At 75.1% G+C, this 23,472-nt stretch carries 25 protein-coding genes; 10 read left to right on the top strand and 15 right to left on the bottom strand.

Translation table 11 applies throughout. The features are described 5' to 3' along the window. Window positions 1-25: 25 nt before the first annotated feature. From IE312_RS24400 to IE312_RS24390, 3 genes are all read right to left on the bottom strand, one after another. A complete protein-coding gene (locus IE312_RS24400) occupies window positions 26-1,513 on the bottom strand; it encodes an SPFH domain-containing protein (protein WP_189984460.1) in 1,488 nt (495 codons plus the stop codon). Window positions 1,514-1,646: 133 nt separating this feature from the next. Then, complete coding sequence (locus IE312_RS24395; RefSeq protein ID WP_189984459.1) at window positions 1,647-1,865, bottom strand: NfeD C-terminal domain-containing protein; 219 nt, start codon at window positions 1,863-1,865, stop codon at window positions 1,647-1,649. A 26-nt stretch (window positions 1,866-1,891) separates the two neighbouring features. Beyond that, entirely contained in the window at window positions 1,892-3,316 is a 1,425-nt protein-coding gene (locus IE312_RS24390) for an amidase (protein ID WP_189984458.1), read from the bottom strand. A 191-nt stretch (window positions 3,317-3,507) separates the two neighbouring features. Here IE312_RS24390 and IE312_RS24385 point away from each other — a divergent pair, with 191 nt between their 5' ends. Then, window positions 3,508-5,565: a TerD family protein gene (locus IE312_RS24385; protein ID WP_189984493.1), complete on the top strand. Its 2,058-nt coding sequence runs from the start codon at window positions 3,508-3,510 to the stop codon at window positions 5,563-5,565. A 175-nt stretch (window positions 5,566-5,740) separates the two neighbouring features. Here the strand turns inward: IE312_RS24385 and IE312_RS24380 are convergent, their stop codons facing one another. After that, window positions 5,741-6,298, bottom strand: a complete 558-nt coding sequence (locus IE312_RS24380; RefSeq protein WP_189984457.1) for an NADPH-dependent FMN reductase — start codon at window positions 6,296-6,298, stop codon at window positions 5,741-5,743. 100 nt (window positions 6,299-6,398) lie between these two features. On the opposite strand from IE312_RS24380, the gene IE312_RS24375 reads away from it, so the two are divergent. Both IE312_RS24375 and IE312_RS24370 read left to right on the top strand, forming a co-directional pair. Continuing rightward, a complete protein-coding gene (locus tag IE312_RS24375) occupies window positions 6,399-7,079 on the top strand; it encodes a TetR/AcrR family transcriptional regulator (protein ID WP_189984456.1) in 681 nt (226 codons plus the stop codon). A gap of 89 nt (window positions 7,080-7,168) precedes the next feature. Further along, a complete protein-coding gene (locus IE312_RS24370; protein ID WP_370467592.1) occupies window positions 7,169-8,170 on the top strand; it encodes a LacI family DNA-binding transcriptional regulator in 1,002 nt (333 codons plus the stop codon). Window positions 8,171-8,194: 24 nt separating this feature from the next. Here the strand turns inward: IE312_RS24370 and trxA are convergent, their stop codons facing one another. Further along, window positions 8,195-8,572, bottom strand: a complete 378-nt coding sequence (gene trxA / locus IE312_RS24365; protein ID WP_189984455.1) for a thioredoxin — start codon at window positions 8,570-8,572, stop codon at window positions 8,195-8,197. 141 nt (window positions 8,573-8,713) lie between these two features. Here trxA and IE312_RS24360 point away from each other — a divergent pair, with 141 nt between their 5' ends. After that, entirely contained in the window at window positions 8,714-10,144 is a 1,431-nt protein-coding gene (locus IE312_RS24360; RefSeq protein ID WP_189984454.1) for a dihydrolipoyl dehydrogenase family protein, read from the top strand. Window positions 10,145-10,152: 8 nt separating this feature from the next. Here the strand turns inward: IE312_RS24360 and IE312_RS24355 are convergent, their stop codons facing one another. Beyond that, complete coding sequence (locus tag IE312_RS24355) at window positions 10,153-10,797, bottom strand: peptide deformylase (RefSeq protein ID WP_189984453.1); 645 nt, start codon at window positions 10,795-10,797, stop codon at window positions 10,153-10,155. A 133-nt stretch (window positions 10,798-10,930) separates the two neighbouring features. Here IE312_RS24355 and IE312_RS24350 point away from each other — a divergent pair, with 133 nt between their 5' ends. From IE312_RS24350 to IE312_RS24340, 3 genes are read left to right on the top strand one after another with little or no spacing between them, the layout of a single operon-like run. Then, the gene (locus IE312_RS24350; protein ID WP_189984452.1) at window positions 10,931-12,331 is read left to right on the top strand and encodes a PepSY-associated TM helix domain-containing protein; all 1,401 of its coding nucleotides are present in this window, start codon (window positions 10,931-10,933) and stop codon (window positions 12,329-12,331) included. Between the two features lie 42 nt (window positions 12,332-12,373). Then, the gene (locus IE312_RS24345) at window positions 12,374-12,772 is read left to right on the top strand and encodes a BlaI/MecI/CopY family transcriptional regulator (protein WP_189984451.1); all 399 of its coding nucleotides are present in this window, start codon (window positions 12,374-12,376) and stop codon (window positions 12,770-12,772) included. Between the two features lie 6 nt (window positions 12,773-12,778). Further along, on the top strand, window positions 12,779-13,708 hold the full coding sequence (locus IE312_RS24340; protein ID WP_189984450.1) for a M56 family metallopeptidase: 930 nt from the start codon (window positions 12,779-12,781) through the stop codon (window positions 13,706-13,708). A gap of 94 nt (window positions 13,709-13,802) precedes the next feature. On the opposite strand, the gene IE312_RS24335 is transcribed toward IE312_RS24340, so the two are convergent. The 5 genes from IE312_RS24335 to IE312_RS24315 all read right to left on the bottom strand — a co-directional run bounded on the left by IE312_RS24335 (window position 13,803) and on the right by IE312_RS24315 (window position 16,596). Then, entirely contained in the window at window positions 13,803-14,150 is a 348-nt protein-coding gene (locus IE312_RS24335; RefSeq protein ID WP_189984491.1) for a tetratricopeptide repeat protein, read from the bottom strand. A 97-nt stretch (window positions 14,151-14,247) separates the two neighbouring features. Continuing rightward, window positions 14,248-14,697, bottom strand: a complete 450-nt coding sequence (locus tag IE312_RS24330) for a winged helix DNA-binding protein (RefSeq protein WP_189984449.1) — start codon at window positions 14,695-14,697, stop codon at window positions 14,248-14,250. Further along, window positions 14,694-15,182: a MarR family winged helix-turn-helix transcriptional regulator gene (locus tag IE312_RS24325; protein WP_189984448.1), complete on the bottom strand. Its 489-nt coding sequence runs from the start codon at window positions 15,180-15,182 to the stop codon at window positions 14,694-14,696. Before IE312_RS24325 ends, IE312_RS24330 begins: the two co-directional genes overlap by 4 nt. A gap of 50 nt (window positions 15,183-15,232) precedes the next feature. After that, a complete protein-coding gene (locus IE312_RS24320) occupies window positions 15,233-16,036 on the bottom strand; it encodes a cytochrome c oxidase assembly protein (RefSeq protein WP_189984447.1) in 804 nt (267 codons plus the stop codon). Beyond that, window positions 16,036-16,596: a DUF2243 domain-containing protein gene (locus tag IE312_RS24315; protein ID WP_189984446.1), complete on the bottom strand. Its 561-nt coding sequence runs from the start codon at window positions 16,594-16,596 to the stop codon at window positions 16,036-16,038. Before IE312_RS24315 ends, IE312_RS24320 begins: the two co-directional genes overlap by 1 nt. A gap of 278 nt (window positions 16,597-16,874) precedes the next feature. On the opposite strand from IE312_RS24315, the gene IE312_RS24310 reads away from it, so the two are divergent. After that, window positions 16,875-17,597 carry a chaplin family protein gene (locus IE312_RS24310; RefSeq protein WP_189984445.1) on the top strand — a complete coding sequence of 241 codons (723 nt, stop codon included), beginning with the start codon at window positions 16,875-16,877 and terminating at the stop codon, window positions 17,595-17,597. Window positions 17,598-17,767: 170 nt separating this feature from the next. On the opposite strand, the gene IE312_RS24305 is transcribed toward IE312_RS24310, so the two are convergent. Then, the gene (locus tag IE312_RS24305) at window positions 17,768-19,123 is read right to left on the bottom strand and encodes a hypothetical protein (RefSeq protein ID WP_189984444.1); all 1,356 of its coding nucleotides are present in this window, start codon (window positions 19,121-19,123) and stop codon (window positions 17,768-17,770) included. Window positions 19,124-19,237: 114 nt separating this feature from the next. Here IE312_RS24305 and IE312_RS24300 point away from each other — a divergent pair, with 114 nt between their 5' ends. Further along, entirely contained in the window at window positions 19,238-20,473 is a 1,236-nt protein-coding gene (locus tag IE312_RS24300; RefSeq protein ID WP_189984443.1) for a molybdopterin-dependent oxidoreductase, read from the top strand. 334 nt (window positions 20,474-20,807) lie between these two features. Here IE312_RS24300 and IE312_RS24290 read toward each other — a convergent pair whose 3' ends face one another. The 3 genes from IE312_RS24290 to IE312_RS24280 are packed head-to-tail and all read right to left on the bottom strand — an operon-like array spanning window position 20,808 to window position 22,917. Then, window positions 20,808-21,581 carry a class I SAM-dependent methyltransferase gene (locus IE312_RS24290; protein ID WP_189984442.1) on the bottom strand — a complete coding sequence of 258 codons (774 nt, stop codon included), beginning with the start codon at window positions 21,579-21,581 and terminating at the stop codon, window positions 20,808-20,810. Continuing rightward, on the bottom strand, window positions 21,578-22,207 hold the full coding sequence (locus IE312_RS24285; protein ID WP_189984441.1) for a TIGR04282 family arsenosugar biosynthesis glycosyltransferase: 630 nt from the start codon (window positions 22,205-22,207) through the stop codon (window positions 21,578-21,580). The genes IE312_RS24290 and IE312_RS24285 overlap by 4 nt, the downstream gene beginning before the upstream one ends. Next, window positions 22,204-22,917 (bottom strand): glycosyltransferase family 2 protein, encoded by a 714-nt coding sequence (locus IE312_RS24280; RefSeq protein WP_189984440.1) that lies wholly within the window; start codon window positions 22,915-22,917, stop codon window positions 22,204-22,206. The genes IE312_RS24285 and IE312_RS24280 overlap by 4 nt, the downstream gene beginning before the upstream one ends. Window positions 22,918-23,032: 115 nt before the next feature. Between IE312_RS24280 and IE312_RS41705 the strand changes: the two genes are divergently transcribed. Further along, a partial coding sequence (locus IE312_RS41705) for a response regulator (protein WP_229900382.1) occupies window positions 23,033-23,472 on the top strand: 440 nt, incomplete at its 3' end.

Below are 23,472 nucleotides of genomic sequence, written 5' to 3'. Positions count from 1 at the left end.
CCCGGCCGGGAAGGACCCGCGGAACTCAGCCCTCCTGCTCCACGGGCACCCGCTGCGGCGGAGGCGTCACCGCCGCGTCGAGCGAGGACGGATCACCGTGGGCCGGCTGACCGCCCTCGCCCATGCCGGCGAGCAGCCTCCGGGCGAGTCCCAGGCCCGTACCGCCCATGGTGAGCGCCTTCGCGAACAACTCGCCCATGCCGTCGGCGCCGTTGAGCAGCACCATGTTGTCGACGTTGCCGAACGCGGACGCGCCGGCCTGGACGATCTCCGGCCACTTCTCGGCGAGTTGCTGGGCGACGACCGCCTCCTGGTTCTCGGCCAGGGCCGCCGCCCGCGCCTTGATGGCCTCCGCCTCCGCCAGACCGCGGGCCCGGGCCGCCTCGGCCTGCGCCAGGCCCTTCGCCTGCGCCGCGGCGGCCTCGGCCTCACCGGTGGCCCGGGTGGCGGCGGCACTCGCCGTACCCCGGGCCTCGGTCGCCTCGGCCTCCGCCGCCGCGGCGGCCTTCACCCGGGTGGCCTCGGCCGCCGCGGCCAGCTCCGTCTCCTTCGCCTTGGCCTGGGCCGCCGAGATCCGCGCGTCACGCTCCGCCTCGGCCAGCGTCCGCTTCTCGTAGGCCTTCGCGTCCGCGGGCTTGCGGACGTCCGCTTGGAGCTGCTGCTCCCGCCGGTGCGCCTCCAGCTCGGCGACCCGCGTCTCCTGCACCACGACCTCCTGCCGGGCCGCCGCCGCGGCGAGCGGTCCGGCCTGCTGGGCCTTGGCCGCCGCCTTGTCCCGCTCGGCCTGGTAGCCGGCCTGGAGGATCTCGCTGTCCCGGGTGGCCTCCGCCATCCGCGCGAACGACTGCTGCTCGGCCTCCGTGGCCAGCCGGTTCGCCTCGGCCTGCGCGATGCGGGCGTCCCGCTGGACGGCCGCCGCGTGCGGCATCGCCAGGTTCTGGATGTACCCGGTCGGGTCCTCGATCTCGTGGATCTGCAGCGAGTCCACGATCAGACCGAGCTTCTCCATCTCCGTACCGCAGGCCGCCCGGGTCTGCCCGGTCAGCTTCTCCCGGTCGCGGATCATGTCCTCGACCGTCAACCCGCCGACGATGGACCGCAGATGACCGGCGAAGACGTTGTGCACCCGCTCCGCCATCAGCTTCTGCTGGTCCAGGAAGCGGCGGGCCGCGTTCGCGATCGACACGAAGTCGTCGCCCACCTTGAAGATGACCACGCCCCGCACCTTCAGCGGAATGCCCTGGTGCGTCACGCAGTCCACGTGCAGCTCGGTCTCGTTCAGGTCCAGCGACAGCTTGCGCACCGCCTGCACCCCGGGCAGCACCAGCGTGCCCCGTCCGGTGACGATGCGGAAGCCCAGGCCCTCCTCGATGCCCTCGGTGCGGTGCTTGGACCCGGAGATGATGAGCGCCTCGTTCGGCTCGGCCACCCGCCACATCATCTTGAACAGACCGATCAGTACGAGGACGGCAACGACGACCGCCCCCGCAACGACGCCGACAACCATCGGCATACGCCCCCTTTGCATGGTGCCCGTTCGGCACCGAACGAAGGGAGTGTGCGCCTGCCGGGGGCCGGGGTGAAGACACCGGCGGATCTTTGTCGCAATCTTGACACGCGCCGCCCTCACCTGGGGCGACGGCACCTCAACTGTCGTACGCCGGTGTCACGTAGACCGTCCTGGGCGGCAGGTGCTCCACCACCATCACCACCGTCCCGGTCGTGATCCGCGACCTGCCGTCGGCCGGATGGGCGAGGAAGTGCTCCGCGCCCCCGCGCACCCGCACGATCACCTCGCCCACCAGACCGGGCCCGACCGTCCCGGTCACCCGCCCCATCAGCCCGACCATCGACGCGTCGCCCATGGCCCCAGCGTACGGGCGCGACGCCGTCATGCCGCCGGGCCGTCCGCGTCCGCCCGTCGCGGCGGCCACAGCTCGTGCCAGCGCAGCTCCGCCTCCAACTGCGCTGCCAGGGACACCAGGAGCGGCTCGCTGTGGGCCGGTCCGAGCAGCTGCGCGCCCACCGGCAGCCCGGAACCGGTGAACCCGGCGGGCACGTTCACCCCCGGCCAGCCCAGCACGTTCCACGGCCAGGCGTACGGGCAGGCGGCGATGACCGCCCGGTCGGTGGCCGGCCCGCCGAGCCGGGCGAACGCGCCGATCCGCGGCGGGGGCAGGGCGGTCGTCGGCGCGAGGACCACGTCGTACGACGCGAAGAACGCGCCGATCCGCCGCTGCAGCCCGGCCTCGGCCCGCCGGGCCGCCCGCAGCGGCACCCCGCCGAGCAGCCGGCCGAGCCGGGCGGCGCCCCGGGTGCGCGGGTCGAGCAGCGCCGGATCGGGTGCCTCGCGGACCCACTCGGCGATCCCGGCGGTGGCCCGTGGCACGAAGGCCAGGCCGATCTGTCCGTACGGCGGATCGGCCTCCTCCACGACGTGTCCGCACCCGGCCAGCTTGTCGGCGAGTTCCACGACGCGGGCGCGGATCTCCGGGTGCAGCCGGGCGGCCGTGGCCGTGAACGGCGGCTTCAGCGACAGGGCGATGCGCAGCCGGCCCGGGTCGCGGCCGACCGCGTCCGCGACCGCCAGCGCGGGCGGCCGGTGCAGGTCGCCGTGGTGGTTGCCGCTCGCCGCGTCCAGCAGCAGGGCCGCGTCGGCGACCGTGCGGGCGAGGGTGCCGTTGACCGTGATGCCGTGGAAGGACTCGGCGCGCGGCCAGGTCGAGACGCGGCCGCGCTGCGGCTTGATGCCGATCAGATGGGTCCAGGAGGCGGGGATGCGCACCGAGCCGGCGCCGTCCGAGCCGAGCGCGGCCGGGACGAGCCCGGCGGCGACGGCGGCGGCCGACCCGCCCGAGGACCCGCCCGGCGTGTGCCCGGTGTGCCACGGGTTGCGGGTCTCACCGAACGCCGGGCCCTCGGTGAACGGCCACTGCCCCAGCTCACAGGTGTTGGTCTTGCCCACGATCACCGCACCGGCCGCGCGCAGCCGCCGTACCGCCTCCCCGTCCGTCGCGGCCGGCGGGAAGTCACCCCGGCAGCCGAACGCGGTGGGTTCGCCCGCCACGTCCATGTCGTCCTTCACCGCCACCGGCACCCCGAGCAGCGGGCGCCGCCCACCGGCGGCCAACTCCCGGTCGGCGGCCTCCGCCTCGGCGAGCGCGGCCTGCGCCCGCACGATCCGGAAGGCGTTCAGTGTCGTCCGCGTCGCCTCGATCCGCGCCAGTGCCTGCTCGACCAGCTCCCGGGAACTCACCTCCCCGCCGGCGAGAGCACGACAGCTCTCCGCGAGACCCGGGGCACGGTCGGGCGTCATGGGCGAGCACCTCCGGGAGGGGCCGGGCACGGGTTCTACCGAACGGTAACCTCAAAACGGGGCGGGCATACAGTTTTCGCGCGGGTGTCCGCCACGAGGTGTGGCGGTGATCTCTGCACGCTACAGTCTTCCCGTGTGTGCCACATCACACGAGGAGCGGCAGCGATCCGGGGGGATTGTTCGTGCGTGAGATGGTCAAGGGCTCGAATGCGACGCTCTCTGCCCTGAGTGACAACGTGGGCTCGGTGCTCGTCGGCCTCCGCTGGGCCAGTCCGAGCGGCGAGGGCGACGCGGACGTGTCGGTCCTGTTGCTGGGCCCGGGGGGCAAGGTGCGCAGTGACGCCGACTTCTACTTCTACAACAACCCGGTCGCGGCCGACGGCAGCGTGCAACTGCTGGGCAAGGCTCCCGCGGAGCGGGGCGACGAGGACCGGATCGGCTTCGACCTGACGGCGGTACCGGACGACGTGGACAGGATGGTCGTCGCCGCGAGCCGTTACGGCGGCGCCCGCTTCGGTGAACTGGAGGACCTCACCGTCACCTTGTCCGACGGGACCGGTGAGGCACTTCTCCGGTTCGCGGTCGACGACGCCGAGTCGGTGAGCGCGGTCATCTTCGGCGAGCTGTACCGCCGGGACGGCGCGTGGAAGTTCCGTGCCGTCGGACAGGGCTACGCCGACGGCCTGGCCGGTCTGGCCAGGGACTTCGGCGTGGACATCGACGACGACGCGGCAGAGGGATCCGCTCTGGACGAGGGGACGGCCGAGGAGGAGGACGCGGCGGCCGACGCGGCCGGTCCGGACGGCGCGGCCGGTCGGGACACCGCGGCCGGGCCGGACCCGGCGGCCGCGCTGCCCGCCGTTCCCTCGCCCCGCCGCTCCGCCGAACAGGCCCCGGTGCCCGGGCCGGCGCCCCGGCCCCGCACCGCCAAGCGGAAGATCACCCTCCCCAGGGCGGCGAAGAAGTCCCTCGCCGAGCACGACTCCTGGAGGGAGGCGAGGCTGTTCCCCGTCTCGGCGCTCAAGAGCGACCGGGACCGGGAGGCCCGCGCGACGTCGGTGCTGCTGTCGGTCATGGCCCAGGTGCCGGAGTTCGGCAGACGGCTCGTGGCCGGGTTCGGAGCGCCGGCGGGCCGCATGGAGACGTTCGTCGAGGTGTCGCTGCCGCACGGTGACACACCGCGGCGGCCCGACGGCGTCGTCCGGGTGGAGCGGGCGGGGAAGCTGTGGACGGCGCTGGTCGAGACGAAGACCAACGGCAACGGGCTCAAGAGCGAGCAGGTGCAGGCGTACATGGACATCGCGGCGCGCCGTGGCTACGAAGCCGTGATCACGCTGTCGAACGACGTGGCGCTGGAGGGCAGCCCCCTGGTGGACGTCAAGGTCGACGGCCGGCGCAAGCACAAGGTGGCCCTGTGGCACCTGTCCTGGGCGGAAGTCACCTACCACGCCCAGCTGTTGATCCGGCACGAAGGCGTCGGCAACGCGGCGCACGCGTGGCTGCTGCAGGAACTGCTCCACTACCTCCAGCACGAGAACTCCGGCTGTCACGGGTTCCAGAACATGGGTCCGGCCTGGGTGCCCGTGCGCAACGGCATCGACGACGAGACCCTGTGCCAGGGCGACCCGAGGGTGCTGGACGTCGTGGAGAGCTGGGAACGGCTCATCCGCCAGGTGTGCCTCGGGCTCGGGGGCGAACTCGGCCGCAAGGTGCTCCCGGTACAGCGGGGCAAGCGGGGCAGCGATCCCCGGGAGCTGCGACGGGACCAGGCCGACCACCTGTGTCTGCAGGGCCGGCTCCAGGCCGAACTCCGCATCGACGGCGCGTCCGGTGTGCTGTCGGTCGGGGCGGACCTGCGCACCGGCAGGCTCCGCGTCTCCACGGACATCCCGGCACCCGACCAGGGCTACCCGTTGACGTGGGCCAAGAGGCTGGTGCGCCGGCTGGCGGAGGCGCCGGCCGATCTGCACATCGAGACACTGGTCGACGGGGAGACGGGCGGGCCGCGGGGAACGCTGGAGAAGCTGCGCCCCGAACCGGCGGACCTCCTGCCCAGGGCCGACGGCGCCCGGATCACCGGCTTCCGCCTGTCCTTGATCAAGGGCATGGGCAGTGGCCGCGGCAACGCCGAGACCGGCTTCATCCGCAGCGTCGACGACGCCGTGCAGCGCTTCTACGGAAGCGTCGTGGTGCCTTTCGACCGTGCGGCGCGGCGGTCGCCCGCGAAGGAGCAGATCCCGTCCGGCTGAGGCACGCGCCCCGCGTGCGGCGCGCCGACGGCCACGGCTTCGTCCCGGCAACGGCCCCGGCGGCGTCAGCGCCGCCGGGGCCCGCACGCGGGGCACCCGCGAGGCCCGCCCGTCCGGCCCGTGGCACGGTGTCGGCCCGAGCGCGGCCTCCCCCTCATCTGCGGGTGCCGACGGTTCAGGCCGCCGCGCCCACGGTGCCGTGCAGGCGGGCCACGACCTCGGTCAGCTGGGCGGCGACCTCGGCGTCGTCGGCCGGGTGGGTCTCGGCGAAGCGGGTCAGGGAGCCGGGGATGGACAGCTTGATGTCCTCGATCACCTTGCCGCCGGCGATGCCCACGGCCTTGCGGGCCTCATCCTGCGCCCACACGCCGCCGTACTGGCCGAAGGCGGTGCCGACCACGGCCGCGGGCTTGCCGCCGAAGGCGCCGGCGCCGTACGGGCGGGACAGCCAGTCGATGGCGTTCTTCAGCACGGCGGGGATGGTGCCGTTGTACTCGGGGGAGAAGAGCAGGAACGCGTCGGCGGCGTTGGCGGCCTCGCGCAGCCGGACGGCGGCGGCCGGGACGCTGCCCTCCACGTCGATGTCCTCGTTGTAGAACGGGACGTCGGCCAGGCCCTCGAACAGCTCGACCTCGGCGCCCTCGGGCGCGAGCTTCACGGCCGCCTCGGCGAGCTGGCGGTTGTGCGAACCGGCGCGAAGGCTGCCGACGAGCGCGAGGATGCGAACAGACATGAGAACTCCAAGGGGCTGAAACATCGCTACGGACGATCCGGACCGAGGTCCGTTTAGCTTTCTAGCACCCTAAACGGACCGGGGTCCAGTTTTCTTCCCGATGCTTTACGCTGTCTTCATGTCCCGCGCCCTGCCGTCTTCCCCGCAGCCTCAGGAGCCCCTCGAACCACTTCAGCTGATGCAGACCGGCCCCGAAGCCGACGAGCCGTGCCTGCGCGCCGACGCGGCCCGCAACCGGGCCCGGCTGCTGGAGGCCGCCGCCCGGCTGATCGCCGAGCACGGGGTGGCCGGGGTCACGATGGAGGCGGTGGCCGCCGCGGCCAACGTGGGCAAGGGCACCGTCTTCCGGCGCTTCGGCGACCGCACCGGGCTGCTGACGGCCCTGCTCGACCACTCGGCCAAGCGGCTCCAGGCCGACTTCCTGAGCGGCCCGCCGCCGCTGGGCCCCGGCTCGCCGCCCCTGGAGCGGCTGCGGGCGTTCGGCACGGCGGTCCTGCACCGCACGGCCGAGCAGCTGGACCTGCAGCTGGCCGCCCAGCCGGAGCCGACCCGCCGGTTCACCCACCCCGCGTTCGGGTCGCTGCACATGCACACCACGGTGCTGCTCCGGCAGATCGTGCCGGGCGCCGACTGCGAGCTGCTCGCCCACACGCTGCTGGCCTCGCTGGACCCCGCGCTGATCCACCACCTGACCCGGCAGCGCGGGATGCCCATGGAGCGGCTGGAGGCCGGCTGGCTCGACCTGGTCGCCCGGGTGACCGGCACGGACCGGCCCCGCTGACACCGGCCGGGCGCCGTGTTCGTCGAAGCGTGAACCACCTCGCCCCGCCCGCTCCCGGCGCCCGCGCCTCTGCCAAGATGCGCCCTGTCATGGTGCAGATACCGAACACGCCCACGAGTGCCGACGTGGCCCGCCTGGCCGGCGTCTCGCGCGCGACCGTGTCCTACGTCCTCAACAACACCAGCGCCGTACGGATCAGCGAGGCGACCCGCCGCCGCGTGCGCGAGGCCGCCCGGGAGCTGGGGTACGTCCCGCACGCCGCCGCCCGCAGCCTGCGCGCCGGACACAGCCGGATGGTCCTGATGCCCGCCCCGGCGATCCCGGTGGGCCCGCTGTACAGCGGGTTCCTCAGCGACCTCCAGTGGGCGCTCGGCCGGCTCGACTACACCGTCGTGCAGTACGGCAGCGTCGGCCTGCAGGGCGACGAGGCCGTGCGCGCCTGGGCCGAGCTGCGGCCGGTGGCCGTCCTCGTGCCCGGTGCCGGTCTCGGACCGGAGGGCGTCGTCCTGCTCAAGCGCTCCGGGACCCGGGCCGTGGTCACCCTGGGCCCCGGCCGCGTCGACGGGGCGCACGCGCTGCTGATGGACCACGAAGCCGTCGGCCGCTGCGCGGGCGCCCACCTGTACGAGCGGGGCCGGCGCCGGATCGGTGTCGTGGTGCCCGTGGAGCCGGGCCTCGACGCCTACGCGCTGCCCCGGCTCGCCGGCGTCCGCGAGGCGCTGCGCGGCACCGGGACCGGTGTGACGGAACTGCCGCTGGCCTACACCGAGGAGGCCGCGGCCGAAGCGGCGGCCGGCTGGCGCGCCGCGGGCCTGGACGCGGTGTTCGCCTACAACGACGAGTACGCGATGCTGCTGATGCGCGCCCTGCAGGACGAGGGTCTGCGCGTCCCCGAGGATGTCGCGGTGATCGGCGCGGACGACCTGATGCTGGGCCGGCTGCTGCGGCCCCGGCTCAGCACCGTCCACATCGAGCTGCCCTCGGGCCGCGCCCTGGCCGAACTGGTCGACCGCGCGGTACGCGACCCCGGCGGGGAACCGGAGGTGCACACCGTGCTGGGGGCCACGGTGGTGCGGCGGGAGTCCAGCTGACCCGGCACCGCCGCCCCCCGCGGGTCACTCCTGCGTCTGGTCCTGCCGGTCGGCGATGCTCTTGCGGACCTCGTCCATGTCGAGGTTGCGGGCCTGGCCGATCAGGTCCTCGAGCACCGGCGCGGGCAGGGCGCCCGGCTGGGCGAAGACCGCCACCTGGTCGCGGATGATCATCAGGGTCGGGATCGACTGGATGTCGAAGGCCGCGGCCAGCTCCGGCTGCGCCTCGGTGTCCACCTTGGCGAACACCAGGTCGGGGTTGTCGGCGGCCGCCTTCTCGTAGACGGGCGCGAACTGCCGGCACGGGCCGCACCACTGCGCCCAGAAGTCGATGAGAACGAACTCGTTCTCGCTGACCGTCCGGTCGAAGTTCTCCTTGGTCAGCTCCACGGTGCTGCTCATGGCGTGATTCCCGCTTCCTGGTGTAGGGGTGTGCCGACCGCGCCAACACGGTCGCCGGGCCGCCTATTCCACCCGTGCACGCCTGTGTTCCGCGCGCGTACCCGTGTGGCCACGGCGCACACCACCCACCAGACTGACTCCATGACGGAAACGGAATCCATCGCGTACGACGTCGTGGTGATCGGGGGCGGGCCCGTGGGGGAGAACGTCGCCGACCGCACCCGCGCGGCCGGGCTGACCACCGCGCTCGTGGAGAGCGAACTGCTCGGCGGCGAGTGTTCGTACTGGGCCTGCATGCCCAGCAAGGCCCTGCTCAGGCCGGTCATCGCACAGGCCGACGCCCGTCGTCTGCCCGGCCTCGCCCAGGCGGTCCGGGGCCCGCTCGACACCCGGGCGGTCCTGGCCCGCCGGGACGACTACACCTCCCACTGGCACGACGACGGCCAGGTCACCTGGCTCGAGGGCACCGGCACCGACCTCTACCGCGGCCGGGGCAGGCTGGCCGGACCGCGCACGGTCACCGTCACCGCCCCCGACGGCACGGTCACCACGCTCACCGCCCGGCACGCCGTCGCCGTCTCCACCGGCACCCGCGCCCAGCTGCCCGACCTGCCCGGACTCGCCGACGTCAAGCCCTGGACGAGCCGCGAGGCCACCAGCGGCAAGGCGGCACCCGGCCGGCTGATCGTCGTGGGCGGCGGGGTCGTCGCCACCGAGATGGCCACCGCCTGGCAGGCCCTCGGCTCCCGGGTCACCCTGCTGGTCCGCGGCAAGGGCCTGCTGAACCGGATGGAGCCGTTCGCCGGGGAACTGGTCGCCGAGGCCCTCACCGAGGCGGGCGTCGACATCCGCACCGGCACCTCCGTGGAGTCCGTCGGGCGCGAGGACGGCACGGTCGTGGCCGTCACCTCCGCCGGCGACCGGATCGAGGCCGACGAGATCCTCTTCGCCACCGGGCGCGTCCCGCACACCGACGACCTCGGCCTGGAGACCGTCGGCCTGGAACCCGGCTCCTGGCTGGACGTGGACGACAGCCTCCGCGTCCCGGGCACCGACTGGCTCTACGCAATCGGCGACGTCAACCGCCGCGCCCTCCTCACCCACCAGGGCAAGTACCAGGCCCGCATCGCCGGCGCCGCGATCGCCGCCCGGGCCTCCGGCAGCACCCTCGCGGAGGAGCCCTGGGGCGCCCACGCGGCCACCGCCGACCACCACGCCGTACCGCAGGTCGTCTTCACCGACCCGGAGGCCGCCGCGGTCGGCCTCTCCCTGGCCGAGGCCGAACAGGCCGGCCACCGTGTGCGCGCCGTCGACGTCGAGTTCTCCTCCGTCGCGGGCGCCGGCCTGTACGGCGACGGCTACAAGGGCCGCGCCCGCATGGTCGTGGACCTTGAGGAGGAGATCCTTCGCGGGGTCACCTTCGTCGGTCCCGGTGTCGGCGAACTCATCCACTCGGCCACCGTCGCCGTCGCCGGCCGCGTCCCGGTCGACCGCCTGTGGCACGCCGTCCCCTCTTACCCGACCCTGAGCGAGGTGTGGCTGCGGCTGCTGGAGGCCTACCGGGACAACTGACCCGCCCCTCAGGGCAGTTCGAAGCCGAGCGCCTCGGCGGCCCGCCGGGGCGCCGGCTCGTTCCACAGCGCCGCGACCGCCTCGTTCGTGGGCAGCGAGCGCAACTCCGCGCGGTCCAGGTACAGGGTGCCGTCCAGGTGGTCCGTCTCGTGCTGGACGATGCGGGCCGGCCAGCCGGTGAACACCTCGTCCAGCGGCCGGCCGTGCTCGTCCTCGGCGCGCAGCCTGACCTCGGCGTGCCGGGCCACCACCGCCTGCCAGCCCGGCACGCTCAGGCACCCCTCGAAGAACGCGGCGCGTGCGCCGCCGGCCGGCTCGTACACCGGGTTGACCAGCACCCGGAACGGCTGCGGCACACGGCCCCGGGCCGCCGCGACCTCCTCCGGCACCGGCGCCGGGTCCTCCAGGACCGCGATCCGCAGCGGTACGCCGACCTGCGGCGCGGCCAGGCCCACGCCGGGGGCCGCGTGCATGGTGACGCGCAGGGCCTCGACGAACCGGGCCAGCAGCGCCGGCCCGAGCTGACCGTCGTACGGTACGGTGCCGCGCCGCAGCACCGGCTGTCCGGCCGCGACGATGGGCAAGGGGCCGCCGGCGGCCAGGAGTTCCTCGACGCGCTCGGCGAGGGGCGCGCAATCACGGGGAGGTGCCATCGCGTCAGGATGCCACGCCCGCCCCCCGGTTCGTGTGGCACAGGTCACCCGCACCACCGGGAACTCGGCCGCTTCGCCGTCCGACCACTGGAGCACCACCGCTTTCGCCCCCCGTCCCCGGAGAAGCCCGCCGATGACCACCGCACCCCCGGCCGTCCCCGCCGAGGCGTCCCGCCCCGCCGCCCGCGGCCGCTGGGCACCCCTGCGCCCCCTCGTGCTGCGCCTGCACTTCTACGCCGGCGTGCTCATCGCCCCCTTCCTGCTGGTCGCCGCCGTCACCGGCCTGCTGTACGCGGGCTCCTTCCAGGCCGAGCGGCTCGTGTACGACCACGAGCTGACCGTCCCGGTGGGGGAGCGGGAGCTGCCGCTCTCCGCCCAGGTCGCCGCCGCCCGCGAGGCCCGTCCCGAGGGCACCGTCACCGCCGTGCGCCCCGCGCCCGAAGCCGGCGCCACCACCCGCGTGCTGCTCTCCGGTGTCGAGGGAGTCGACCCCGGGCACACCCTCGCCGTGTTCGTGGACCCGTACACCGGGAAGGTCCGCGGCGCCCTGGAGCAGTACGGCTCGACCGGAGCGCTGCCGCTGCGCACCTGGATCGACGAACTCCACCGCGACCTCCACCTGGGCGAGACCGGCCGGCTCTACAGCGAACTGGCCGCCAGCTGGCTGTGGGTGGTCGCGGGCGGCGGCCTGGTGCTGTGGTTCTCCCGGCGCCGCGCCCTGCGCCGGGTCCGCGGCACCAGCGGCCGGCGCCGCACCCTCGGCCTGCACGGCACGGTCGGAGTCTGGACCGCCGCCGGGTTCGTGTTCCTGTCCGCCACCGGCCTGACCTGGTCGGCGTACGCCGGCGCGAACATCGACGAACTGCGCACCTCCCTGGGCCAGGCCACCCCGTCCGTCTCGGCGGCCGTGGCCGTCGGCGAGCACGCGGGCCACGGCACGGCGGCCGGCACCGGCGGCACGGCCGGGCACGGCGTGGGCCTGGACAGGGTGCTGGCGGCGGCCCGCGCGAAGGGGCTGGCCGACCCGGTGGAGATCGTGCCGCCGGCCGGCGCGGACAGCGCCTGGGTCGTCCGGCAGGTCCGGCGCGCGTGGCCCACGAAGCAGGACTCCGTCGCCGTCGACCCGGCCACCGGGCAGGTCACCGACGAGCTGCGGTTCGCCGACTACCCGCTGCTCGCCAAGCTCACCCGCTGGGGCATCGACCTGCACACCGGCGTCCTGTTCGGGCTCGCCAACCAGATCGCCCTCGCCCTGCTCGCGCTCGCCCTGATCCTTCTCATCCTGTGGGGCTACCGCATGTGGTGGCAGCGCGGCCGGGGTTCCGCCTTCGGCCGGCCCGTCCCGCGCGGCGCCTGGGCCGAGGTGCCGCCGTACCTGCTCGTCCCGGCGCTCGCGGCCGTCGCCGTGCTCGGCTGGTTCGTGCCGCTGCTCGGCATCCCGCTGGCCGGCTTCCTCACCGCCGACATCGTCCTCGGCGAGATCGCGTACCGGCGCGGGCGCCGCGCCCACGGCCGTGCCGGCGGGGTGAAGTAGCGTGGGGCGGCACGCCGACGCCGAGAGAGGGGACGCACGACGATGGCGCGGGAGGGCGAGCGCGCCCGGCGGCGCGGCCAGGGCGAACTCGAGGGCCAGGTCCTCGGCGCGCTGCGCGAGGCGGACGGGCCGGTCACCGCTGCCTGGGTGCGGCAGCGCCTCGGCGGCGACCTCGCCCACACGACCGTCGTCACCATCCTGACCCGGCTGCTCGCCAAGGACGTCGTGACCCGCGAACGGCACGGCCGGTCCTTCGTGTGGACGCCGACGGCCGACGTGGCCCGGCTGGCCGCCCTGCGCATGCGCCGCCTGCTGGACGGCGAACGGGACCGCGAGGCGGTCCTGGCCAGCTTCGTCACCGCCCTGCCGCCCGGCGACGAGCAGGTGCTGCGGGCCCTGCTCGACATCCCGGACCCGGACGCCGGCGGTACGGAGGGCTGACCGCACATGGGGGTCTTCGTCTTCCTGCCGCTGGTGCTGCCGCTGTCCGCCTGGCCGGTCGCCCGGCTCGCCGAGACCCGGCTGCACCCGCGCACCGCCGCCCGGCTGCTGACCGCGGTCGCCGTCGTCATGGCCGGCTGCAGCACCCTGTGCCTGGCCCTGCTCATGGTGGTCGGCACCGCCCAGCTCCCCGGCAATCCCCTGCCGGACGGCTGGTCCGACCCGCAGGTGCGGGCCGCCGTCCCGCACGACGAGGTGGCCGGCCGGGCCGCCATCCCCGCGCTCGCCCTGGTGACCGCCGCCTGCGCCCGCACCCTCGGGCGGCACCGCCGGGTCGTCCGCCGGGCCCGCCGGGCGCTGGCCGGGGTGCCGGGTCCCACGGTGGCGGTCCTGCCGGACAGCACGCCGTACGCGTACGCCCTGCCCGGCGGGCGGGGCCGGATCGTCGTCACCACGGCTCTGCTGGCCGGGCTCGCGCCCGTCGAGCGGCGCGCCCTGTTCGCCCATGAGCGCGCCCACCTGAGCGCCCGTCACCACCGGTACCTGCTCGCCGCGCACCTGGCGGCCCGCGCCAACCCGTTCCTGCGTCCGCTGCGCACCGCCGTCGTCTACACGGCCGAGCGGTGGGCGGACGAGGAGGCGGCCCGCGTGGTGGGCGACCGGCGCGCGGTCGCCCGCGCCATCGGCAAGGCGGCCCTGCTGTCCCCGGGCGGCCCGGCGCCGACCCTGGCCGCGCTCGCGGCCACCGGTCCCGTGCCGCGCCGGGTGGCCGCGCTGCTGGCCCCCGCGCCGGCGGTCCGTACCTGGCCACCGGCGTTCACCTCGGTCGGCCTGGCGGCCTGGGCGGCGGCCGCCGGGGCACTGGTGTCCGCCATGTCGTCGGCGAACTCCGCCGTCACCCTGTTCCTGGTCCTGCACGCGGCGACCCCCCTGTGATCCCGCGGGGAGGGCGGTCCGGTCACGGGACGTGCCGGGGCCCGGCCCCCGACGGGAACCGGGCCCCTGACCGGCGGGCGGGTGCGCCGGCGGTTCACTCCTGCGGGAAGTCGCCCGCGAGCGCCGAGGCGATCCGCAGGTGCCGCTCCGCCTCCTCGTGCCGGGCCTGCCGTTCGAGCGTGCGGCCCAGCATCAGCCGGGCGTAGTGCTCCACCGGGTCGCGCTCCACGACGGTGCGCAGCTCGGCCTCGGCGCGGCGCAGCTGGGCCGAGTGGTAGTAGGCCCGGGCCAGCAGCAGCCGCGGTCCGGTCTGCTCCGGCACCTCCTCGACCAGCCGGGCCAGCACCCGGGCCGCGCCGGCGTAGTCCTTCGCGTCGAAGAACAGCCGCGCGCGCTCCCAGCGCTCGGCGGGGGTGCCCCGGTCGTAGTACGTGGTCTCCACTCGCGTCTCCACTCGTGACCTCCTTCGACGTCCTGGACGCCTTCGACGGTCCCAACGGGGCGCAGTTGTTGAATATTCCACTACCTGGAGGGGGTGGCTACCCCTGCCGGAGAGCCGCCAGTTCGGCGTCGGCCCGCTCGGTGACCAGGGCGAGCACCCGGCCGGCCACCGCGCGGTCCTCCTCGGGGATGCCCGCGTACAGCCGCGCGGAGAACACCGCGGCCTCGGCCGAGGTCGTGGCGTACAGCTCCCGGCCGGCCTCCGTGATGCGCGCGCCCGACGGCCCCTCCGGCGCGATCAGGCCCGCCGCGGCCAGGGCCTCGACGGCGCGCCGGGCGTCGTCCTCGCCGGCCTTCACCGCGCCGGCGACGCCGTCCGCCAGGCCGGCCCGCTCGACCGGTCCGTCCGCCACGGCCGCCAGGCGCAGGGCGATGGACTGCAGGTAGTCGATGCCGTGCGGGGCGAGGACGTGTTCGAGCACGGCGCGGGAGGCGTAGTGGGCGAGGGCTATGGTGCGGCCGTCGGCGCGGGGCGCGGTGGTGGTCATGACTGCTCCGTCTCGTGATCGGTGCTGCCGAACGGGTCGAGTGGTGCGTCGAGCAGGGCCGTCAGGTCCCGGGTGAACTCCTGGGCGCGCGGGCCGCCGGCACCGCCGAGCGGGGCCAGCAGCTGGCGCAGCAGCCCCTGGACGACGTCGATCGCCTCGCGGGTGGTCGCACGGCCCCGCTCGGTGAGGGCGAGCTGTACCGCGCGCGGGTCGTCCGGGTCACGGGTGCGCTCGACCAGCCCGGCCGACTCCAGGCCCCGGGCCAGCTTGGAGACGTAGAGGGCCTCCAGTCCGGTGTGGTCGGCGAGGCGGCGCTGACTGGGGCGCACCCCCGAGCGGTGCAGGCCGTGCAGCGACGCCACCACCACGTACTGCGCGTGGGTGAGTCCGAGCGGGGCCACCGCACGGTCCACGGCGACCCGCCACTTCATGGACAACCGCCACACCAGGAAACCGGGCGTGGCGCCTTCGGACACCTTGTTCATGCCAAATACGGTACATGGCTACTATGTCCATGGCTACTGTTTTCGGGGCGCTAGACGGCGCGTACCGCCGGTTCGCGCAGCACGGGCCGTTCCGGGCGCCAGGTGGCGACCAGGGCCGCCGCGAGCAGGAGTTCGGCGATGTCGCCGCCGTAGTACATGATCTCCGCGCCGCCCCGGACCTCGGGGACGGGAGCGTGCACATGCACCCAGAAACCGCCGTACATCAGCTGCGCGACGACCGCGTGCACCGCGATCGTGCACCCCAGGACGACCAGCCGGGCGCGCGCCCCGGGGCGGGCCGGGGCGGGATCGGGCCCCGCCACCGAGTACGCGAACAGGCACCCCGAGAGCAGGAAGTGCGCGTGCAGCAGCCAGTGTCCCGCCGGGTGGGCCAGGACGGTGTCGTAGAGCGGGGTGAAGTACAGGACCGGGAGGCTGCCCGTGGCCAGCAGCAGGGCCGGGACCGGGTGGGAGAGCAGCCGGGCCGGGCCGCTGTGCAGGAACGCGGTGACGCGGCGGGCGTGCGGTGCGCGCAGCGCGCGCAGCAGCAGGGTGACCGGGGCGCCGAGGACCAGCCCGAGGGGGGCGTACATGCCGATGAGCAGGTGCTGGGTCATGTGCCCGCGGAAGTCGCGGTGCGCGAAGGGCGCGAGCGGCGGCAGCAGCGCCACCGCCAGCAGGGCCAGGCCGGCGCCGAAACCGGCGGTACGCCAGGGGCTCCAGGCCCGGCCACGGCGGTGCGCCCGGCGCACCAGCAGCAGGTAGCCGCCCGCGCACAGCAGCAGGGCCAGGGCCGGCAGCAGCACCCCGAGCACTCCGCCGCCCTCGTGGTGGGGGGTGTGGTGGTGGTCCATCAGGCGGCGCCCGCCCCACGGCCGGTGCGCGGGGCGGCGGGGTCGAAGGGCGGTGCGCCGCGCCGCAGCAGCCCGCCGCCGGCCACCAGCAGCGCGCCGAGGACCAGGAAGGCGATGTCCCACCACACCTGGTACGGCCCGCCGTGGACGTGGTGGATGCCCAGGATCTGATGGTCGAGCAGGCCCTCCACCAGGTTGAACAGCCCCCAGCCGGCCAGGATCCAGCCCCACAGCACCCGCGAGGCCCACACCTGCCGCCGGCCGGTGGTCACCCGGCCGTACAGGACGGCGAGTCCGCCGAGGACGGTGAGCCAGCACACCGTGTGGAAGACGCCGTCCCACAGGGTGTTCATCTCCAGTCCGGAGACGGTGTGGGGATCGTAGTACCGGACGCCGATGCGGTCGTGGTTCGTGCTGCTGAGCATGTGGTGCCACTGCAGGAGCTGGTGCAGCAGGATGCCGTCGAGGAATCCCCCGAGTCCCACTCCCAGCAGGAGCCCGGGCAGTTGCAGACTGGCGGGCGCTGTGTCGGCTCCGGGGTCACGCACGGTGGTGGCCATCGCTCCTCGTCTCGGTCGGTCTCTCGGTTCTCCGGCGGCAGTGGATGCCCTACCGAGAGCTACCAGTTACCCGGTTCCACCGCTGCGGCACGCCCGGCCATGTGTGCGAAGCGGCCGGAACGGCCGGAACTTTCCCGCCCCGATCCGGCCCCTCGGGCACCCTTACGCGTCCTTCGTGCGGGGCGAAAGGCTGATAAGCCATAACTTGCTCGGTTTGGCCAGCGTTTCACCGGGTGCGGGCGACTGCCCGCGACCGTATGTGGAAGGACAGGGAACCGATGAAACGGGTTACCCGAAACAGTGTGATCGCCGTCGCCGCCGCCTCCGGCGCGATGGCAGTGGCGGGGCCGGTCCACGCCGACTCCGCAGCGAACGGCACCGCGGCCGGCTCGCCCGGGCTGATCTCCGGCAACGGCATCCAACTGCCGGTGCACCTCCCGGTGAACGTGTGCGGGAACACCGTCGACGTGGTCGGACTGCTCAACCCGGCGATGGGCAACCGCTGCGCCAACGTGGGCGGCCACACCGCCGGGAAGGGGACCGGGACGCAGCAGGAAACGGCCGCGGCACCCGGCGGGGCCACGGCCCACGGCACCGAGCAGAACTCGCCCGGTGTGATCTCCGGCAACGGGATCCAGCTGCCGGTCGACCTGCCCGTGAACGTCAGCGGCAACACCGTGAACGTGGTGGGCATCGGCAACCCCGTCTTCGGCAACACGTCCGTGAACGGCCCGGGCGACCACCCCGAGCCCACCGCGCCGAAGCCGCCCACGCGGGTCACCCCGCCGGTGCATTCCGAGCCGCCGCGGCCGCACCACCCGCCGAAGGCCCACACGCTGCCGAAGCCGGTCCCGGTGGTCGTGCGGCAGCCGCCCGGCACCCTGGCGCACACCGGTACGGACGGCACCTGGACGGCGGCCCTCGCCGGTCTGGCCTCGGTGATGGGCGGCACCGTCCTGTACCGGCGCTTCCGGTCCAGGGCGGCTGGCCGGGAAGGCTGATCCGCGTCACGGGCCGAGCCCTGCCCCGGAACCCCGGGCGGAGTTCGACCGGGAGCACCGGGCCGGCCGGCGGCACGCCGGCCGGCCCGGGCACCGCGGCGGGAGCACCGCGGCGGGAGCACCGCGGCGGGAGCACCGCGGCGGGAGCACCGCGGCGGGCGCGCGCGGTGTCACCAGCCGGTGAACAGCAGATGGTTCAGCAGGAGCGCGAGCACCGCCTGCGCCGCCAGCCAGCCGCGTGGCCGGGGCAGGAACGCGCCGGCCGCGAGCAGCCACATCGCGAAGGGCAGCCAGATCCGCTCGGTCTCCGCCTTGCTCATCCCGGACAGGTCCGCGACGAGCAGCGCCAGCAGGGCCGCCGCCACGAGGAGGGCGAGACGCGCCCCGTCCCGCGGCGCCGTGCGCGGCCGGATCCCCAGCAGGGCGGCCCGCCGCAGGCCCGCCACCGTGGCCGGGCCGGTGATCAGCACCGTGCAGGCCAGATTGGCCCACACCCAGTAGCCGTAGGGCCGGGTGCCGCCGACACCCTGGTAGTAGCGCGTGACCAGCAGCCGGTACCCCTCCCACCAGTCGAACCCGGCCCGCGTGAACACCACCGGGACGACCGCCGCCCCGGCCAGGAACAGCACCGGCAGCACCGGTCGCGCGCGGACCCGGTGCCGGCCCGCCCACAGCACCGCCGCGGCGATCAGCGCGAACAGCGTCAGGCCGTAGGAGAGATAACAGGTCAGTCCGTACAGGAGGCCGCCGCCCGCCGCCCAGGCCACGGACCGTCCGGTGACCGCGAGGGCCAGCAGCGCCACCGACCAGGCGGCGACCGCGGCGAAGTACCCGTCGGCCGAGGCGCCCACCCACACCGCGGCCGGGGCCAGGACCAGGAACGGCGCCGCCCGCCGGGCCGGACGCTCGCCGGCCAGGGCCCGCACCCCCACCAGCACCGCCACGCAGGCGGTCGCGCCGACCGTCACGCACCAGGCCCCGGCCCAGCCGCCGCCGCGCAGCCCGGCCCGGTCCAGCAGGACGAAGGTGAGGGTGGCCGCCGGGGGGTGCCCGGCGACGTGGGCGGGCCAGGGGTCGGGGGAGCCGCTGACGATGTGGTGGGTGAAGTCGCGCAGCGCGGCCGGGACGTCGTGGAAACGGCCGATCACCGTGAGGTACTCGTTGCGGGTGGTGAGCCGGCCGGCCACGCCCCGCCGCCAGCCGTCCACCAGCGCCAGCGACCACGTCCACGCCAGCGCCGTGGCCCAGGCCGCGAGGAGCAGCCACCGCCACGGCAGCCGGGCGGCCACGGACGGCCCGCAGGCCACCACGGCCGCCGCCACCAGGACGGCGGCCGGCGTCCCCGGGCCCAGGTGCGGGTCCCAGTCGGCGAACAACGGCGGCCAGTGCACGAAAAGGGTGCGGCGGGTGTCCTGGAGGTGCCGGCCGACGAGCACGGCGACGAGGACGAGCAGGGCGGCGGCGGTCGCGGCACCGAGATCGGCGCGCAGGCCGGCGTACCGGTCACGGAGGGGGGCCTGGGTCACACCGGAACGCTAGGCCGGTGACCGGGGCGGAGGAGGGATCCGCGGTCGGACGTCAGCGTTTCGTCATCGGTGGCGGACCCGCTCACGGGGCCCTCCCGGCCTACCGTCGGACCTATGCGAGACCATCCTCCGCGGCTTCCCTCCTCCCCGGGCTTCTGGCGCAGTCCGCTGCGCGGCCCCTGGTTCACCTCGGTGCTCGGGCTGGTGCTGCTGGCCGGCATCACCGTGCTGTTCCTGACCGGGCTGGTGTCGTACGCGGCGTACAACCCGGACCTGTCCCGGGTCAACGACCAGACACCGGACAAGGGGATCCTCGGCTTCTACCTCTTCGCCTGGCCCACCGGCCCGGTGTGGCTGTACCGGTTCACGCAAGGGCTCCACGTCACCCTGGGCATCACCCTGATCCCGGTGCTGCTGGCCAAGCTGTGGTCGGTGGTGCCGCGGCTGTTCGCCCTGCCCCCGGCCCGCTCGGTCGCGCACGCGCTGGAGCGGATCTCCCTGCTGCTGCTCGTCGGCGGCGGACTGTTCGAGTTCACGACCGGTGTCCTCAACATCCAGCTGGACTACGTCTTCCCGGGCTCGTTCTACCCGCTGCACTTCTACGGTGCCTGGGTGTTCTTCGCCGCGTTCACCGCGCACGCCGTGCTCAAGGCGCCGACGGCCCTGCGGGCGGTACGGCGGCGACGGCGCGAGGAAGGCGACCTGGTCAGCCCGCGCCCCGAGCCGCCCACCGTCTCCCGGCGCGGGGCGCTGGCACTGGTCGGCGGCGGCTCGCTGCTGCTGTTCCTGACCACGGTGGGACAGAGCCTGGGCGGCCCGTTCCGCCGGACGGCCCTGCTCGCGCCGCACGGCGCGGCCGACCCCGGCGGCGGCCCGAACGGGTTCCAGATCAACAAGACGGCCGCGTACGCCGGGATCACCACGGCCGACACCCACCGGGAAGGGTGGCGGCTCATCGTCACCGGGCGCACCGGAACCGTGCGCCTCAGCCGCGCCGAGCTGCTCCGGCTGCCGCAGCACAGCGCGTCGCTGCCCATCGCCTGCGTGGAGGGCTGGTCCACCGCCGACCAGTGGTGGCGCGGGGTGCGGCTGAGCGACCTCGCGGCACTCGTCGGCCACGCCGGCGACCCGCCCGACGTGCTCGTGGAGTCGCTGCAGCGGCACGGCGCCTTCCGCCGCGCGGCGCTGCGCGCCAACCAGGTGGCCGACCCCCGGGCGCTGCTCGCCCTGTACGTCAACGGCGAGGAACTGTCCCCCGACCACGGCTACCCGGCGCGGATCATCGTCCCCGCCGCGCCCGGTGTCCTCAACACCAAGTGGGTGGCCCGGCTGACCTTCGGAGACCTGTGATGCCTTCTCGCACATCTGTGACGCGCCCGCGCCCGGCCCTCGGCAACCCCTTCCAGATCCTGCTGCTGGCCTGCTCGTTCGCGCTCGCCGGGTACGCCGGCGTGCGGCTGTTCGCGGGTGACTGGCGGGCCGTGGCCCTATGGGTGGCGGGAGCGGCCCTGCTGCACGACCTCGTGCTGCTGCCGCTGTACACGGTGGCGGACCGCGCGGTCCTCCGCGGGCTCGGCGCCGCCGGGCGGCGGGAGTGGACGCCGTACGTCCGCGTCCCGGCCGCCCTGTCCGGGCTGCTGCTGCTCGTGTGGTTCCCGCTGATCACCGGGATGACCGCCGGGCGCTACCGCTCCGCCACCGGCCTGTCCCCGGACGGCTTCCTCGCCCGCTGGCTGCTGATCAGCGCCGTGCTGTTCGGCGGCTCCGCCCTGCTGCTCGCCCTGCGCGGCCGGGAGCGGGGCAGACCGCGCAGGGCGGCGAAGCGGCGCCCGCCCGCCGTCCACTGACCCACCGCCCGCCAGCCCGCCCGGCCCGCGTACCGCAGCAGGGCCGGGGTGCCGAGCCGGGCCCACGGGAAGACGCCGCCGCCCGTCCCGGCCCCGGTGCCGGCGACGACCCGCACCTCGGACCGTTCGTCGACGTCCACCGGGGCCGTCTCGGCGATCAGCAGCCCGCCGGGGCACAGCAGGTGGGCCACCCGGTCCAGCAGGGCCCGCGGATCGCCGCCGATGCCGATGTTGCCGTCCATGAGCAGCACCGTGCCCCAGCGGCCCTCGCCGGGCAGCGGCTCGAACACCGAGCGGCACAGGGCCTGTCCGCCGAGCCGCACGGTGTGCTCGACGGCGGCCTCGCTGACGTCGATCCCGAGGACGGTACGGCCCCGGACGGCGAGTTCGGCCACGAGCCGCCCCGGCCCGCAGCCGACATCGAGCACGGTGCCCTCGCAGCGGTCCAGCACCGCGCGGTCGACCGGGTCCGCCCGCGCGCACCACCGTTCGACCTCCAGCGGCAGCAGCCAGCCGTCGCTGCGGCGCAGGAACAGCGGACCGCGCCCGGTGCGCAGCGCGGCCGCGTAGGGGTCGGCACCGGCCCAGGCGACGGCCGGCGGCGTGCTCATCGGGCCGTCCCGGGGCCGGTGCGGGCGGTGCACCGGGCCAGCCGGGCGGCGAACCGGCCGCGCGGCGCGAGCGCGGCGACCGCCACCGCGTCGGCGGCGGTGTCCACGTCCCGCAGCCGGGGCAGGTCGCGCACCCGCAGCCCCGCCGCCACCAGCCGCCGCCGCTGCACCGCGCCCGTCCACCGCGTCGACATGGGTACGCCCCGCAGCAGCTCCGGATCGGGCTCGGCCAGCCCCAGTGCCCAGAAACCGCCGTCCGCCGCCGGCCCGAAACACGCGTCGTACCCGGCGAAGTCCACGGCCAGCAGGTCCGGCGTCACCTGCGGGGTGTCCATGCCGATGAGCAGGGCGGGACCCGTGCACCGGGCGAACGCGTCGGCCAGCCGGACGTCCAGACCGCCGGCGCACTGCGGCACGACGTCGAAGCCGGGCGGCAGCCAGGGGCCGGGAACCCCGTCCAGCACCAGCACGTGCCGGTCGGCCGGGGTGGCCGCCACGGCGTGCAGGGTGTCGGCGAGCGCCGCCTCGGCGAGCGCCGCCGCCTCCGCCGGGCTGAACGGCGGGGTGAGCCGCGTCTTGACCCGCCCCGGCAGCGGCTCCTTGGCGATGACGAGCAGCGTGGTCACCGTACGGCCCTCCCGTCGGTGGGCGGTTCGGCCAGGACGCGGCTCATGTCCCGCACCGCCTGCCAGGTGCCGCGCCAGGTGCCCGTCACCTTGGAGGCGCCGGCGCGCGGCAGGTACGGCACGTCGTGCTCGGTGATCCGCCAGCCGGCGTCGGCCGCCCGCACCACCATCTGGAGCGGATAGCCGCTGCGCCGGTCGCTCAGACCGAGCGCGAGCAGCGGCTCCCGGCGGGCGGCCCGCAGCGGGCCGAGGTCGTGCAGCCGCAGTCCGGTACGGCGGCGCAGCAGCCGTGCGAGCGCCAGGTTGCCGGCCCGGGCGTGCGCGGGCCAGGCGCCCCGGCCCCGCGCCCGCCGCCGGCCGAGGACCAGATCGGCCCGGTCGTCGAGCACCTCCCGCACGAAGGGCAGGAGGTGCCGGGGGTCGAGGGAGGCGTCGCAGTCGCAGAAACAGACGACGTCGGCGGTGGCGGCGGTGAGCCCGGCGTGGCAGGCGGCACCGAAACCGCGCCGCGGCTCGTGGACGACGGTGGCGCCGAGGGCGCGGGCGAGGTCCGGCGAGCCGTCGGTGGAGCCGTTGTCCACGACGAGGGCGCGCCAGCCGTCCGGGATCCGGGCGAGCACCCAGGGCAGGGCCGCCGCCTCGTCCAGGCAGGGCAGCACCACGTCCACGGTCGCCGGTGAGGAAGGTGATGAGGTGGTCACCCCGTTCACCCTACGAACGGGAAGCGGACATACCGGACCGCTGCTCCTTACGAAACGCGGACGTCGCGGCCGGGCACGGGCCGCGGGAGCGACACCCGCGACGGCCCGGTGCGAGGCTGGGACCATGCAGCAACCGCACCCGCCCGGCACGGGCGGCGTCACCCACCGCGCCACTCGTGGAGCCGCCCCCGCCGCCCCCGTCGCCCCAGAACCGGCCCCGCCGTCCGATTCCGCGGCCGCCCGCGTCCTGGTCGTCGACGACGACGCCACGGTGGCGGAGGTCGTCGCCGGATACCTCGGCCGCGCCGGCTATCTCGTGGACCGGGCCGACGACGGTCCCACCGCCCTCACCCGGGCCGCCGCCCACTGGCCGGACCTGGTGGTCCTCGACCTGATGCTGCCCGGCATGGACGGCCTGGAGGTCTGCCGCCGGCTGCGCGCACGGGCCGCCGTACCCGTCGTCATGCTCACCGCCCGCGGCGACGAGGACGACCGCATCCTGGGCCTGGAGGTCGGCGCCGACGACTACGTCACCAAGCCGTTCAGCCCCCGCGAACTGGTCCT

The sequence above is a fragment of the Streptomyces capoamus genome (assembly GCF_014654935.1).
In the GTDB taxonomy this organism is placed as follows: Bacteria; Actinomycetota; Actinomycetes; order Streptomycetales; family Streptomycetaceae; genus Streptomyces; species Streptomyces capoamus.
The sequence above is the reverse complement of the archived record's forward strand: the minus strand, read 5'-3'. Positions and strand labels throughout refer to the sequence as shown.

Coding starts and splice junctions, on each gene's coding strand:
- IE312_RS24400 (WP_189984460.1), bottom strand. CDS start 1,513: ATGCCGATGGTTGTCGGCGTCGTTGCGGGGGCGGTCGTCGTTGCCGTC.
- IE312_RS24395 (WP_189984459.1), bottom strand. CDS start 1,865: ATGGGCGACGCGTCGATGGTCGGGCTGATGGGGCGGGTGACCGGGACG.
- IE312_RS24390 (WP_189984458.1), bottom strand. CDS start 3,316: ATGACGCCCGACCGTGCCCCGGGTCTCGCGGAGAGCTGTCGTGCTCTC.
- IE312_RS24385 (WP_189984493.1), top strand. CDS start 3,508: ATGGTCAAGGGCTCGAATGCGACGCTCTCTGCCCTGAGTGACAACGTG.
- IE312_RS24380 (WP_189984457.1), bottom strand. CDS start 6,298: ATGTCTGTTCGCATCCTCGCGCTCGTCGGCAGCCTTCGCGCCGGTTCG.
- IE312_RS24375 (WP_189984456.1), top strand. CDS start 6,399: ATGCTTTACGCTGTCTTCATGTCCCGCGCCCTGCCGTCTTCCCCGCAG.
- IE312_RS24370 (WP_370467592.1), top strand. CDS start 7,169: ATGGTGCAGATACCGAACACGCCCACGAGTGCCGACGTGGCCCGCCTG.
- trxA (WP_189984455.1), bottom strand. CDS start 8,572: ATGAGCAGCACCGTGGAGCTGACCAAGGAGAACTTCGACCGGACGGTC.
- IE312_RS24360 (WP_189984454.1), top strand. CDS start 8,714: ATGACGGAAACGGAATCCATCGCGTACGACGTCGTGGTGATCGGGGGC.
- IE312_RS24355 (WP_189984453.1), bottom strand. CDS start 10,797: ATGGCACCTCCCCGTGATTGCGCGCCCCTCGCCGAGCGCGTCGAGGAA.
- IE312_RS24350 (WP_189984452.1), top strand. CDS start 10,931: ATGACCACCGCACCCCCGGCCGTCCCCGCCGAGGCGTCCCGCCCCGCC.
- IE312_RS24345 (WP_189984451.1), top strand. CDS start 12,374: ATGGCGCGGGAGGGCGAGCGCGCCCGGCGGCGCGGCCAGGGCGAACTC.
- IE312_RS24340 (WP_189984450.1), top strand. CDS start 12,779: ATGGGGGTCTTCGTCTTCCTGCCGCTGGTGCTGCCGCTGTCCGCCTGG.
- IE312_RS24330 (WP_189984449.1), bottom strand. CDS start 14,697: ATGACCACCACCGCGCCCCGCGCCGACGGCCGCACCATAGCCCTCGCC.
- IE312_RS24325 (WP_189984448.1), bottom strand. CDS start 15,182: ATGAACAAGGTGTCCGAAGGCGCCACGCCCGGTTTCCTGGTGTGGCGG.
- IE312_RS24320 (WP_189984447.1), bottom strand. CDS start 16,036: ATGGACCACCACCACACCCCCCACCACGAGGGCGGCGGAGTGCTCGGG.
- IE312_RS24315 (WP_189984446.1), bottom strand. CDS start 16,596: ATGGCCACCACCGTGCGTGACCCCGGAGCCGACACAGCGCCCGCCAGT.
- IE312_RS24310 (WP_189984445.1), top strand. CDS start 16,875: ATGAAACGGGTTACCCGAAACAGTGTGATCGCCGTCGCCGCCGCCTCC.
- IE312_RS24300 (WP_189984443.1), top strand. CDS start 19,238: ATGCGAGACCATCCTCCGCGGCTTCCCTCCTCCCCGGGCTTCTGGCGC.
- IE312_RS24290 (WP_189984442.1), bottom strand. CDS start 21,581: ATGAGCACGCCGCCGGCCGTCGCCTGGGCCGGTGCCGACCCCTACGCG.